This is a genomic window from Pseudomonas sp. N40(2020), from assembly GCF_014472415.1.
GTDB lineage: Bacteria > Pseudomonadota > Gammaproteobacteria > Pseudomonadales > Pseudomonadaceae > Aquipseudomonas.
Genome location: NZ_JACSZV010000031.1, coordinates 45,471 through 59,159, shown reverse-complemented (window position 1 = coordinate 59,159; position 13,689 = coordinate 45,471). Strand labels below are relative to the sequence as shown.

11 protein-coding genes are annotated in these 13,689 nt (G+C 58.6%); 1 reads left to right on the top strand and 10 read right to left on the bottom strand.

What is annotated here, in order from left to right; all coding sequences use genetic code 11:
* Window positions 1-6 precede the first annotated feature (6 nt).
* From hbdH to IAI51_RS19330, 9 genes are all read right to left on the bottom strand, one after another.
* Window positions 7-780 (bottom strand): 3-hydroxybutyrate dehydrogenase, encoded by a 774-nt coding sequence (gene hbdH / locus IAI51_RS19370; RefSeq protein ID WP_187679940.1) that lies wholly within the window; start codon window positions 778-780, stop codon window positions 7-9.
* A gap of 7 nt (window positions 781-787) precedes the next feature.
* The gene (locus IAI51_RS19365) at window positions 788-2,179 is read right to left on the bottom strand and encodes a GntP family permease (RefSeq protein ID WP_187679939.1); all 1,392 of its coding nucleotides are present in this window, start codon (window positions 2,177-2,179) and stop codon (window positions 788-790) included.
* Between the two features lie 293 nt (window positions 2,180-2,472).
* Window positions 2,473-3,879, bottom strand: coding sequence for a sigma-54 interaction domain-containing protein (locus tag IAI51_RS19360; protein WP_187679938.1), 1,407 nt, complete (start codon window positions 3,877-3,879; stop codon window positions 2,473-2,475).
* A 96-nt stretch (window positions 3,880-3,975) separates the two neighbouring features.
* Window positions 3,976-5,550 carry an ABC transporter ATP-binding protein gene (locus tag IAI51_RS19355; protein ID WP_187679937.1) on the bottom strand — a complete coding sequence of 525 codons (1,575 nt, stop codon included), beginning with the start codon at window positions 5,548-5,550 and terminating at the stop codon, window positions 3,976-3,978.
* A 9-nt stretch (window positions 5,551-5,559) separates the two neighbouring features.
* Complete coding sequence (locus tag IAI51_RS19350; RefSeq protein ID WP_187679936.1) at window positions 5,560-6,582, bottom strand: ABC transporter permease; 1,023 nt, start codon at window positions 6,580-6,582, stop codon at window positions 5,560-5,562.
* On the bottom strand, window positions 6,582-7,643 hold the full coding sequence (locus IAI51_RS19345; protein WP_187679935.1) for a microcin C ABC transporter permease YejB: 1,062 nt from the start codon (window positions 7,641-7,643) through the stop codon (window positions 6,582-6,584). Before IAI51_RS19345 ends, IAI51_RS19350 begins: the two co-directional genes overlap by 1 nt.
* On the bottom strand, window positions 7,643-9,511 hold the full coding sequence (locus IAI51_RS19340) for an extracellular solute-binding protein (protein ID WP_187679934.1): 1,869 nt from the start codon (window positions 9,509-9,511) through the stop codon (window positions 7,643-7,645). The genes IAI51_RS19345 and IAI51_RS19340 overlap by 1 nt, the downstream gene beginning before the upstream one ends.
* 133 nt (window positions 9,512-9,644) lie before the next feature.
* Window positions 9,645-9,926 carry a peptidylprolyl isomerase gene (locus IAI51_RS19335; protein ID WP_187679933.1) on the bottom strand — a complete coding sequence of 94 codons (282 nt, stop codon included), beginning with the start codon at window positions 9,924-9,926 and terminating at the stop codon, window positions 9,645-9,647.
* 95 nt (window positions 9,927-10,021) lie between these two features.
* Window positions 10,022-10,891 (bottom strand): lipase family alpha/beta hydrolase, encoded by an 870-nt coding sequence (locus IAI51_RS19330; RefSeq protein ID WP_187679953.1) that lies wholly within the window; start codon window positions 10,889-10,891, stop codon window positions 10,022-10,024.
* A 335-nt stretch (window positions 10,892-11,226) separates the two neighbouring features.
* On the opposite strand from IAI51_RS19330, the gene IAI51_RS19325 reads away from it, so the two are divergent.
* Window positions 11,227-12,312, top strand: a complete 1,086-nt coding sequence (locus tag IAI51_RS19325; protein WP_187679932.1) for a hypothetical protein — start codon at window positions 11,227-11,229, stop codon at window positions 12,310-12,312.
* 47 nt (window positions 12,313-12,359) lie between these two features.
* On the opposite strand, the gene IAI51_RS19320 is transcribed toward IAI51_RS19325, so the two are convergent.
* A complete protein-coding gene (locus IAI51_RS19320) occupies window positions 12,360-13,436 on the bottom strand; it encodes a 3-deoxy-7-phosphoheptulonate synthase (protein WP_187679931.1) in 1,077 nt (358 codons plus the stop codon).
* Window positions 13,437-13,689 lie beyond the last annotated feature (253 nt).

The following is a 13,689-nucleotide window of genomic DNA, read 5'->3' as shown; positions in this document are numbered from 1 at the left end:
CGCGGCTTATTGCGCCAACCAACCACCGTCAATATTCCACGCCGCACCACGCACCTGGCTGCCTGCTTCGCTGCACAGAAACAACACCAGTTCCCCCAGATGCTGCGGCGTAACGAACTCCAGCGATGGCTGTTTCTCGGCCAGCAAATCATGCTGCGCCTGCTGCGGATCGACGCCCTTGGCGGCGCGATCATCGATCTGCTTCTGCACCAGCGGCGTCAGTACCCAGCCCGGGCAAATCGCATTGCAGGTGACGTTGCTGGTCGCGGTTTCCAGACCGACCACTTTGGTCAGGCCGATCACCCCGTGTTTGGCAGCAACGTAAGCCGCTTTGCCTGTGGAACCGACCTGGCCGTGTACGGAGGCGATATTGATGATCCGCCCCCAGCCTTTGGCGCGCATGCCCGGCAAGCTCAGGCGGGTGCTGTGAAACACCGAAGAGAGGTTGATGGCGATGATCGAATCCCAGCGTTCAATCGGAAACTCTTCCACGGCGGCGACATGCTGGATGCCGGCGTTGTTGATGAGAATGTCCACGCCACCGAACTCGCGTTCGGCGTAGGCGATCATTTCGGCAATCTGCGCCGGGTCGCTGACGTCCGCCGGATGATGGCCGACCTTGCCGCCGAACTGCGCCACTTCGGCAATCACTTTGGACGCATCGCCAAAGCCATTGAGAACAACATTGGCTCCAGCCTTGGCCAGTACGAGCGCAATGCCCAGGCCAATGCCGCTGGTGGAGCCGGTTACCAGTGCGGTCTTGCCAGTAAGAGTCGTCATGAATGCCTCACACAATGCCAGTGGCGTAGAAAGTGCCGATCACCACGAAAACCGCCAGGGTCTTGATCAGCGTAATACAGAAAATGTCTTTATAGGCTTCACGATGGGTCAGGCCGGTGACTGCCAGCAGGGTGATGACCGCGCCGTTGTGCGGCAGGGTGTCCATGCCGCCGCTGGCCATCGCAGCCACGCGGTGCAACACCTCCAGCGGAATGTTCGCCGCATTGGCGGCGCTGATGAACTGCTCGGACATTGCCGCCAGCGCAATGCTCATGCCCCCCGAAGCCGAGCCGGTAATACCCGCGAGCAAGGTCACGGTGATCGCTTCGTTGACCAGTGGATTGGGGATTTGCTTGAGCCAGTCGGCCAGCACCAGAAAGCCCGGCAGCGAGGCGATCACTGCGCCGAAACCATATTCGGAAGCGGTGTTCATGGCCGCCAGCAACGCACCGCTGACCGCACTTTTGCTGCCCTCGGCCAGTTTGCTGCGAATCGCCTGAAAGCCGAACGCCAATACCATCAGAATCCCGACCAGCAATGCGGCTTGAACGGCCCAGATCGCCGTCAGTTTGGCGATTTCAGTGGTCACCGGTGTGGCCATGCCTGGCAGCGCCAAGCTGTGGGTCTTGCCGTACCACTGCGGAATCCAGTGGGTGAACAGCAGGTTCATGATGCCCACCGCCAACAACGGCGAGAGCGCAAGCCAAGGGTTCGGCAGCGTCAGGTCCTCGGCGGTTTCCGGCTCGTTGCGCAGTTCGGTGCCATAACCTTCACCGGCGCGTTGAGCCTTGTTGCGTTGACGTTGCAGAAACAGCATGCCGGCGCAGAACACGAAAATCGTGCCGATCACACCCAGCCACGGCGCTGCCCAAGCGGTGGTGTTGAAGAACGTGCTGGGGATGATGTTCTGGATTTGTGGCGTCCCGGGCAGGGCGTCCATGGTGAACGAAAACGCGCCGAGGGCGATGGTGGCCGGGATCAGACGTTTGGGGATGTTGCTCTGGCGAAACATCTCCGCCGCAAACGGGTAAACCGCGAACACCACCACGAACAGCGAAACGCCACCGTAGGTGAGGAGGGCGCAGACCAGCACGATCACTAGCATGGCCTGCTTTGTGCCTAACAGACGAATGGCCGCTGCAACGATCGAACGCGAGAAACCCGACAGTTCGATCAACTTGCCGAACACGGCACCGAGCAGGAACACGGGGAAATACAGCTTGATGAAACCGACCATTTTCTCCATGAACACCCCTGTGAAAGCTGGGGCAACGGCGGACGGGTCAGTCAGCAGGACAGCGCCGAGCGCGGCGATGGGTGCGAAGAGGATAACGCTGTAGCCACGATACGCAGCGACCATCAACAGCGCCAGGGCTGCCAAGGCAATGATCACACTCATGGTGTGTCTCTCCAGAATTGTTATTTTTGTGGTTGAAACGGGTGTAAGAAGGGGCAAAGCGAGATGTGTGCCAAGTTGTTAACGTGTTGAAATTTAAGGAAATTATTCTCTGTTTTAAATATGTGGATAGAGTTTTGTCTCAATCGGGAGATTGCGTCGGCCAAAAAAGATCGCAGCCTCCGGCAACTCCTACAATTTGAAGCCTATCCACCCTGTAGGAGCTGCCGTAGGCTGCGATCTTTTGATCTTTAAGGTCTTATCCAGAAATAGAGATAAGTATCTCTTTATTGAGACTAGACGATCCCCAGCGCCACCATTTTCTTGTACAGCGTCGACCGCCCCAGCCCCAGCCGAGCCGCCGCCTCTGGAACCTTACCCCCGCATTGCGCAAGGGCAGACTGAATCAACTGCCGATCAAACCGCTCCCGCGCCTCAGCGAATGTCTCCTCGGCCAACGATTCAATCATCGGTGCCGAAGCACGTTCCACCGGCGTAAACGTAACGATGGCCGCGCGAATGTCGTTCTCGGTGAGCATCAGGTCATCACTCAGCAGCGCTGCGCGTTCCAGCACGTTGCGCAGCTCTCGAATATTGCCCGGCCAGGCATGCTGCCCAAGCAACGTCAACGCTTCACGGTTCAGCTCATGTTGACTGCGCAGCTCTTCCAGAATGGCTTCGCTGAGTGCCGGCAGATCGTCGAGCCTTTCACGCAGCGGCGGTACATTGATCGGCAACACGTTGAGCCGGTAATAAAGGTCCGCGCGGAATTCGCCGCGTTTGATCGCCGCTTGCAGATCCGTCGACGTGGCGGCAATCACCCGCACATCACTTTGGATCACGTCGTTCGAACCCACTGGCTCGAACTCCTTCTCCTGCAGCACGCGCAGCAATTTGCTTTGCAGCGGCAGCGGCATGTCGCCGATTTCGTCAAGGAACAGCGTGCCGCCCTGAGCGATTTGCAGTTTGCCGGTACGGCCCTTGCGGTCGGCTCCGGTGAACGCGCCTGGGGCGGTGCCGAAAAACTCCGCTTCCAGCAGCGCCTCGGGAATCGCCGCGCTGTTGATGCTGACGAAGGCTTTGTGCGCTCGGGGCGAGGCACTGTGGATGGCCTGTGCCAGCAATTCCTTGCCGGTACCGGTTTCACCCAGCAGCAACACAGGAGACTCGGCACTCGCACTGCGCCGCGCACGGCGTTTGACGTCGAGGCTGGCGGCACTGGTGCCGATGAAATGGGCGAAGTTGTATTTGGTCTGCCGCGCGCGCAGCAAGGAGCGGGTCGAGGCCAGCTCTTCCTGCATGCTCAGGTAACGCTTGAGCATCGGCGACAGGGTACGCAACTCATCGAACAGGGCGAAGCCGATGGCGCCAATGACCGTGCCCGCGTCGTCGTGGATCGGCAGGCGCATCACCACCAGCGGTTCTTTTGGGGTGTCCTGCATGTCCAGCAAAATCGGTCGACCGGTGCGCACCACTTCTCGCAGCAGACTTCCGGGGATCACCCTTTCACAGGGCTTGCCGATGGCGCCTGCGGCGGATTCCAGGCCGAAACGCCGGGCGTATCGCTCGTTCATCCAGACGATGTTGGCGTCACGATCGACAATCACCGTGCCTTCGCTCGACTGCTCGATGATCTCGAACAGCGAACGGATCGCCAGAGTGCGAACCCTTTGGTAGTCCTTGAGGCTTTCGGTGGTGTTCATGAAGGCTGGTCCGAGGTTTGTGTTGTCAGTGCCGACGCCATCGCGGGCTCGCCAGCGATGGCCACGACCGGGTTTCAAATCGAGCGCCGATTATGCCTACCCCGGATGCGCCGCCGCCAACAGCTCTTTGGTGTAAGGATGCTGCGGCGAATCAAACACCTCGTGACTGGCGCCACGCTCGACCACTTTACCGTCCTTGATCACGATCATGTCGTGGGCCAAAGCGCGGACCACCGCCAGGTCGTGGCTGATAAACAGATAGGTCAGACCGTGTTTCTCCTGAAGCTGACGGAGCAGGGCGACCACTTGTTTCTGCACCGTGCGATCCAGTGCCGACGTCGGTTCATCCAGCAGGATCAGCGCCGGTTTCAGTACCAATGCCCGGGCGATGGCGATGCGCTGACGTTGACCGCCGGAAAACTCGTGAGGGTATCGATGACGACTTTCAGGATCGAGACCGACTTCCTTGAGTACACGGATCACTTGCTCATCGCATTCGCCAGCGGTGGATTCGCAATGCACTTCCAGGCCTTCGCTGATGATCTGTGCTACCGACATACGCGGGCTGAGGCTGCCGAACGGATCCTGAAACACCACTTGCATCTGCCGGCGCCAGGGTCGCAACTGCTTCTGATTGAGGCCGTCGAGCGCTTCGCCCTGGAAGCGGATACTGCCTTCGGAGTCGAGCAAACGAAGAATCGCCTGACCGAGTGTCGACTTGCCCGAACCGGACTCCCCGACGATGCCCAACGTCTTGCCGCGCTGAATGTTCAGGCTAATGCCGTCGACCGCGCGCAGGTATTGTTTGCGCTGAAACAGGCCGCCACCGACGGCAAATTCGACCCGCAGGTTATCGACTTCCAACACGTTCTCACGCTCGTCCCTCGGCAGTGCTTCGCCTTCCGGTTCGGCATTGAGCAGGACGCAGCTGTAAGGATGTTTCGGCTCGGTAAACAGGGTTTCGCACGGTGCCTGTTCGACGATTTCTCCGGCCTTCATCACGCACACGCGTTGAGCGATGCTACGCACGAGGTTGAGGTCGTGGCTGATTAGCAGTAGCGACATGCCCAAACGCTGTTGCAGGGATTTGAGCAGCAACAGGATCTTGCGTTGCACGGTGACGTCGAGCGCTGTAGTTGGCTCGTCGGCAATCAACAATTCCGGCTCGCAGGCCAGGGCCATGGCGATCATTACCCGCTGGCGTTGTCCGCCGGACAGTTGATGAGGGTAAGCCTTGAGCCGTTCCTTGGGTTTCTGGATGCCCACTAGTCCGAGCAGTTCGAGAATGCGTGCTTGCGCCGCTTTGCCACCGAGGCCGCGATGCAGCAGCAGGGTTTCGCCGATCTGTTTTTCGATGGTGTGCAGCGGATTGAGCGAGGTCATCGGCTCCTGAAAGATCATGGCGATACGGTTGCCACGCAGTTCGCGCAGGACCTTGGGGTCTGCCCCCACCAGTTCCTGCCCGCGATAGCGAATGCTGCCGGTGGTTTGCGCTTCACTGTCAGGCAGTAATTGCAGGATTGAATGAGCAGTCACCGATTTGCCCGAGCCCGACTCGCCGACCAGCGCCAGGCACTCGCCAGGGCGGATGTCCAGGCACAGGTCGCGCACCACGGGCTGGCCATGGAAGGCAACGTTGAGGTTACGGATTTCAATCAGGTTGTCAGTCATGGCCACGCTTCAGGATCGAGGGTCGAAGGCGTCACGTAACGCCTCGCCGATGAACACCAGTAAAGAAAGAATCAGCGCCAGGGTGAAAAACGCCGTCAGACCCAGCCAAGGCGCCTGCAGATTCTGCTTGCCCTGACCGATCAGTTCGCCCAGCGAAGCGCTGCCGGCCGGCATGCCGAAACCGAGGAAGTCCAAGGCGGTAAGGGTGGAAATCGCCCCGGTCAGAATGAACGGCAAGTAGCTCAATGTCGCATTCATGGCGTTGGGCAAGATGTGCCGGAAAATCACTTTGCGGTCAGTCAGACCAAGGGCTCGCGCGGCTTTGACGTATTCCAGATTACGCCCGCGCAAGAACTCCGCCCGCACCACATCGACCAGCGCCAGCCAGGAAAACAGCGCCATGATTCCCAGCAGCCACCAGAAATTCGGCTCGACGAAACCGGAAAGGATAATCAGCAGGTACAGCACCGGCAGTCCTGACCACACCTCAAGCAGACGTTGCCCGATCAAGTCGACCCAGCCGCCGTAGTAGCCCTGCAACGCGCCGGCAGCGATGCCGATCAGCGCACTGACAAACGTCAGCATCAGGGCAAACAGAATCGATACCCGCGCGCCGAAGATCACCCGCGCCAAGACATCCCGCGACTGATCGTCGGTGCCCAGCCAGTTGACTGCCGTGGGCGGGCTCGGTGCCGGTTTGGTGAGGTCGTAGTTCGGTGTGTCGTCGCTGAAGGGAATCGGCGGAAACAGCAGCCAGCCACCGTCCTTGCGGATGAGGTTCTGCACATAATCGCTGCGGTAATCGGCCTGGAACGGCAGTTGTCCGCCGAACTCCTGCTCGGTGTGGCGCTTGAACACCGGGAAGTACCACTGGCCCTGATAGCTGACCACCAGCGGCTTGTCGTTGGCGATCAGTTCGCCACCCAAGGTGACAATAAACAGCCCGATAAACAGCCACAACGACCACCAGCCACGACGGTTCTTCTTGAATCGCTCGAAGCGACGACGGCCCAAAGGCGAGAGCTTGAACATCAGGCGTTCCTCGCGGCGAAGTCGATGCGCGGATCAACGAGGGTGTAGCACAGGTCGCCGATCAGTTTTATCAGGAGGCCGAAGAGGGTGAAGATGAACAACGAGCCGAATACCACCGGATAATCCCGGGAAACCGCTGCTTCGTAGCTCATGCGGCCGAGGCCGTCGAGGGAGAAGATTACTTCGATCAGCAGCGAGCCGGCGAAGAACACGCTGATGAAGGCTTGAGGAATGCCCGACACCACCAACAGCATTGCATTGCGAAACACATGGCCATAGAGCACCCGACGCTCACTCAGACCCTTGGCCCGTGCGGTAACCACGTATTGGCGGGTGATTTCATTGAGGAACGAGTTTTTGGTCAGGATCGTCAATGTCGCGAAACCGCCGATCACCAGTGCCGTCACCGGCAACACCAAGTGCCAGAAGTAGTCGGCGATTTTGCCCAGGGTCGACAGCGACTCGAAGTTGTCCGACACCAGCCCCCGTACTGGAAACCAGTTCAGTGAGGTGCCGCCGGCGAACAGCACGATCAGGAACATCGCAAACAGGAACGCCGGCATTGCGTAACCGATGATGATCGCCGTGCTGCTCCAGATATCGAAATGGCTGCCATGGTGCACGGCTTTGCGGATGCCCAGCGGTATCGACACCAGATAGGTAATCAGCGTCGCCCACAGACCGAGGGAAATGGTCACCGGCATTTTTTCCAGGATCAGGTCGGTGACCGTCGCGCCGCGAAAGAAGCTTTTGCCGAAGTCCAGTTGCGCATAGTTCTTGAGCATCAGCCACAGACGTTCATGAGCGGGCTTGTCAAAGCCGTACTGTTTTTCGATGTCTTTGATCAGCTGCGGGTCGAGACCACGACTGGCACGGGATGTGCCACTCATGGTTTCGCTCGCGCCGCCGCCGACACTGGCACCGCCGATACCTTGCAAGTGCGCGATCGCCTGCTCGACCGGGCCACCCGGCGCGGCTTGAATGATCACAAAATTCACCAGCAGGATGATCACCAGTGTCGGAATGATCAGCAGCAGGCGCCGCAGTATGTAACCCCACATCAGTGCGGTCCTCCGGGTCTGCCGCGAGAGATTTTTTCAGCGGTCATCTGTTGATTGGTCAGCGGTGTGCTGCTGATTTCCCACCAGCTCTCGATGGCTTCGTCATTGCTCGCCTGAACCGACGGCATGCCGAAACGGTTCCACCAGACAGTCGAGGTACCCGGCGGATAGTAGTTGGGAATCCAGTAGTAATTCCATTGCAGCACCCGGTCCAGCGCGTGGGCGTAGTGCAGCATGTCGGATTGGGTCGAGGCGCGCATCAGGCCGTTGATCAAGGTATCAACCGCCGGGTTTTTCAACACCATGTAGTTGTTGGCGCCCGGATCGTTGGCCGACGCTGAGCCGAAGTAGTTGAGCAACTCGCCACCCGGAGACGTGGTGACGGGGTAGCCGGTGACGATCATGTCGTAATCGCGGCTCATCAGGCGGTTGACGTATTGCGAGGAGTCGATACGGCGGATATTGAGATCGATGCCGATCTGTTTCAGCGTGCGCTTGTACGGCAGCAACAGACGATCCATGCCGTTCTGGCTGACAAGGAAGGTAAAACTCAGTGGCTCGCCTTCGGCGTTGACCAGTTGATCGCCATCGGGTTTCCAGCCGGCCTGTTCCAGCAACTCGAGGGCTTGCAACTGCTTGTCGCGGATCAGGCCGCTGCCATCGGTTTTTGGCGCTTCGAAGACTTTTGAGAAGACTTCGTCGGGAACCTGCCCACGCAGCGGCTCAAGGATTTTCAACTCTTGCGCATCGGGCAGTTCGCGAGCCGCGAGTTCGGTATTGGAAAAGTAGCTTTGCTGGCGGATGTACAGGTTGCGCATCATCTGCCGGTTGCTCCACTCGAAATCCCAGAGCATGGCCAACGCCTGACGCACGCGCCGATCCTGGAAAATCGGTTTTTGCAGGTTGAACACAAAACCCTGGGCCGATTGCGGCGCCTCGGTGGCCAAGTGGGCTTTTTGCAGGCGCCCGTCGCTGAGGGCGGGGCTGTCATAACCGATCGAGTAGCCAGTGGCGGAGAACTCTCGGTTGTAGTCGTAGGCGCCGCCGCGCAGCACCTGACGTGCAACGTCGGTATCGCCGAAATACTCGATGCTGAAGTGGTCGAAGTTGTACAGGCCGCGGCTGACCGGCAAATCCTTGCCCCACCAGTCGGGATTACGCTCAAACGTAATGCTGCGCCCCGAATCGACTTTGCCGACACGATACGGGCCGCTGCCCAGCGGTGGCTCGTATCCGCCGCCGCCGGCGAAATCGCGGTTCTTCCACCAATGTTCGGGGAATACCGGCAGGGTCGCTATATCCAGCGGGAGGGTGCGGTTTTCATTACTTTTGAAGTCGAAACGCACAGTCAGCGGCGCTTCCACTTCGACGCCTTTGACGTCGGCGAATTGGGTGCGGTAGCGCAGGCTGCCCTGGGTCATCAACAAATCGTAGGTATAGCGCACGTCTTCGGCGGTGATCGGTTTGCCGTCGGCGAAGCGTGCTTTGGGATTGATGAAGAAACGCAGTGACAGGCCGTCGTCCGAGCGCTCCATCTTCTGTGCGACCAGGCCGTAAACGGTGTAGGGCTCATCCATCGAACGCTGGGCCAGCGGTGAATAAAGCAGGCCGTCGATCTGAGTGACGCCGATGCCTTTGTCTATATAAGGAAGGAGATGGTCGAAGTGACCGATTTCGATCGCCGAGCGGCGCATCGTTCCCCCTTTGGGGGCCTGCAGGCTGGTGTAATCGAAGTGACTGAAACCGGCAGGGTATTTGGCAGGTTCGCCATACACGGTCAACGCATGTTGCGGTGCCGCGTTCACACCGGCGGCGCCCGACAGCAGGGCGAGGGCGGTGAGCATCAATGTGGGGAAAACCAGTCGCATTGTCAGCCTTGGAGCCGGGTAATCGATAAGCGCAAGTTGTACGCGAGAGGCGCGTCAGTCGCCAGCCGTATGTGTAACTGAAACACAACGGCCCACCAGAAGGCGGGCCGTTGGACAGCAATCAGGCGACGGATCAGTCCTGACGGCTGGTGACTTCCAGCAGGTGATAACCGAACTGGGTTTTTACCGGGCCTTGCACGACGTTGATTGGCGCGCTGAATACCACGGTGTCAAATTCCTTGACCATTTGGCCTGGACCAAACGAACCCAAGTCGCCACCCTGACGGCTGGATGGGCAAGTGGAGTTGGCCTTCGCGATTTCAGCGAAATCAGCGCCGCCTTCGATCTGGGTCTTGAGTTCGTTGCATTTGGCTTCATCGGAAACCAGGATGTGACGGGCAGTGGCTTTAGCCATGAGAAAACTCTCCAATCTATTTCAATAAAGTGCGGAGCCTACCGGATTCAGTGGTCGAATTCTCGGCAAAGTTCCGTTCGGTTGTCATGGCCTGATTAGAGATTCGCTGCTTGCAGGCGCGCGGCATGCTCAACGTAAAGGTCTATCGGGTCGAACTGACCGGTTACCTTGCCGGCGCAATGGCGCAGGCTGCTCAGATGATCCAGCGGATAGTCGGAACGGATGACTTGACCCAAGTGAGAGCTGAAACGCCCGACGAAGCCGTCATTCTGCTCCCCCTCGGTCATGAAATATTGCGACAGCGCCCGGCAGGCTCCCTGCACCGGGTCGAGTGTTGCTAGCCCAATGGCCGGAAGAACGCCGCTCCAGGAGTAATACCGTACACCATTGACCTGTTCGGGGCCGTGTCCGCCCCAAGTGCCGGGTAATCCCTGTGGAAACCTGTCGTTGAAGTCGCCCACTCCCTCGGTCGTCAGTGCATTGAGCGCCGCCAATGCATTCTGCGGCAGCGTGGTACTGCCGCTAAGCAACGAAAGAAAATCGGCAAATACCGTCGCCACGTTCTGCGCGACGACTTCCGGCAGCCGACCTGGAACCAGCGCCTTGCGCAAAAAGTCAGCCAATTCCGAGCCATGATTGGGGCCGCTGACTGAAGTCACTGAGGCCACGGCGTGTGGGGCAAGCGCTGCGGCGTATCGAGCTGCCAAAGCTCCCTGGCTGTGCCCGATGAGATTGACTTTTTTGGCACCTGTGCCCCGCAGGACACTGTCAATCTGCGTCAGCAGTTGCTTACCCCTGACTTCATTGTCGTGGGTGGCGGAGAGGTGTGGAACGAACACTCGGCAGTCAGCGGTTTTCAAAGCGTCCTTGACGTCATGAAACAGCTCGAAATGGCCGATACGCTCAAATCCAAACAGGCCGTGTACCAACAGGATGGGATAACGAGTTGTAGCACTCCGTTGCATGTTCTTACCTTTTTCGCAGAAGTTCATCGGGGAAATCTGTTGGCCACTCTAAAACACACACCTCGTTGAAGAAGTACGAAGAGGCTTCACTTGGCCGTTGAATTCGGACTAGAGGCTGTACGAATTTTCAGATACTTACGAAATCCAAATCGGAAGTTCTAGCCGTCCTCCGCCTGGGGAAGGTCGATTTAGTGTTGGTTGCCTACCGGGCTTGTAGCTTTTGCGCCATGGCTGCGGTGTATCGGGCTGATATCGAGAACACCAGCAATCGCGTTCAATGTTGGGTGTCGACGCCGTCATGAAGACAGCGTTTTATCCAGGGAATGGAGTTGCGAATGAACATGCATGAAATCGAGTTTTGCTATCGAGTGCGCCACCCCGCCAGCCCCAAGACGCCACATGAACAGTTGCCAGCAGCAACGCTTGATTCTCTGCAGGGGAGCGTGCTCGATCCCGCCCTGGGCAAGGTCGTCGTTCCTATCACGCCTTATGCAAACATGGCGTGTGGCGATCAGTTGCTGATGAGTTGGGAGGGGCTGGATGTCGAGGGTTTTGTTTATCAGCATGAAATGGTCCGCTTTGTCAGCGAAGCTCAGGTAGGCAAAGACGTCATCTTCGTTATCAAAGGCATGCACGTCGCGGCCCTGGATGGCGGTTCACTGGAGGTCTACTGGACACTTGTCAGCGCGGCCCTGCCCGAACCTGCATCGTCTGCGCGCTTGCAACTGACAGTGGGGGATTCAAGGCCGCAGTTGCTTGCCCCGCACGTCGAAGGTGCAATCGGTGGGGCCCTGGATCCGGCGCGGGTGGTGGAAGGGGCACTCGTCACTCTCCAGCCCTACGCACGAATGGCGGCAGGCGATCAGGTGTCATTGAGCTGGTGCGCAGACGCGTCATCCGCATCGTTCCACGACAGATTGAAGGTCGAAACCTTTGCTGTTTCAGATTTGCTGTCTTTCTGGGTACCTCCCGAGTACATCGCAGCAAATCTCGGTGGTGAGGTGTCGGTACGCTACCGAGTCGAGCAGTCCAATGGCGTGGCACGTGAGTCCGAGCCGACGAGAATTCTCATCACCCCGTTTCTGCGTGGCGAACTGGACGCACCCGACGTACTTGAAGCTGAGGACGGCGTGCTGCTTGCGGAAGACTCGATTGATGGCGTAACCGTCGTGATCGGCAACGCTCAGGCGCAAGAGGGTGAGCTGGTTTATCTCAAATGTGACGGAGACTTTTTCAATCATCGGGATGATCGCGAAATCACCCGGGAAACCGCAGGAAAGCCGCTGATTTTTATCGTTCCACATCGCTTCTGGCGCGAGCACCACGGATCTTCCGTGCGTGTTGCGTACACGGTTGAACGTTTGGACGATGTCAGTCAGGAGTCCGCAGTGACGCGGGTGCAGGTAGAGGCGAAGCTGTAACGCTGACGGCCCTCCAGTTTGAATAAGCCGGAGGGCCTGTCTCGCAATCAGCGTCTGGCGTGTGCGCCAAGACGCTGAGCAGCATCGACCAGCAATCGCTCTGTTGCGCTGAAACCTAGGCAGCCATCAGTGATCGAAACGCCGTAGCGCAGCGATGCACTCAGCGGCTGACAACCTTCGAACAAATGAGACTCCAGCATCATGCCGATGAGTGAGCGATCACCGTGTAAGCGTTGTTCAAGCACTTCATTGAAAACGCCAGGTTGACGCAATGGGTCTTTACCGCTGTTGGCGTGGCTGCAATCGACCATGATTCGGCTCGGGATCTTCAGTCGGTCCAGATCGGCGTGAATTCTGGCAATGCTTTCGCGATCATGGTTGGGGCCTTTATGTCCGCCGCGCAGTACCAGATGGGTGTCAGGGTTGCCAGGCGTCTGGATGATGGCTGGGTGTCCCTGGCTGTCGACGCCGAAATGGCGATGCGGGTGTGAGGCCGAGCGCATGGCATCGACAGCCACGGCCGCGCCGCCGTCGGTGCCATTTTTGAATCCTACCGGCACGTTCAAGCCGCTGGCCATCTCGCGATGGATTTGTGATTCGGTTGTGCGTGCGCCAATGGCAACCCAACTGAGCAAGTCGTCGAAGTAGCCAGCTGCCATGGGTTGCAGCAATTCGGTCGCCACGGGCAAGCCGAGACGGATCATTTCCAGCATCAGCCCACGGGACAGGGACAGGCCTGCGGCCATGTCATCACTACCGTCCAGGTGCGGGTCATAAGCCAGGCCTTTCCAGCCGACTGTAGTGCGCGGTTTTTCGACGTAGGCACGCATCACCAGCAGCATTTCGTCGCTGACTTCTTCTGCCAGGCGGGCGAGTTTTCCGGCGTATTCAAGGGCGGATTGAGGGTCGTGGATAGAGCAGGGGCCGACGATTACCAGCAGGCGCTGGTCCTCACCGTTGAGGATCGCGCGAACCGCTTGGCGGTGGGCGGCGACTTGTTGGCTCAAGGCATTGCTCAATGGCAATTGCTGTTTGAGTTGCAACGAGCTGGGCAGACGCAGGGTCAGTGCTTCGTTTGCAGAATCGAGGGTGGACAGTGGCAGAGCAGAAACTGACGAGTTCATATTCGGTCTTCCTGGGCGGGCGGCGGGCTTTTCCCGCGCGCTCGGCCCTACTGGGGTGTTCGACAATTGGCCGTATTGGCTACGTGTGCATGTTTGCCACCTGTAGGTGACCGATCGGAGGCGGCAGGCTGTCCCGAGCGGAGGCTGCTAAATCGCCAGGCGCTAAAGCTGTCGTAACGGTAATAAGTGGCGTAGTTCATTGCGTAAATCCTCAAGGTGTCTGATGTGTTGCTGAAAAATTTTGGGCCTGAAA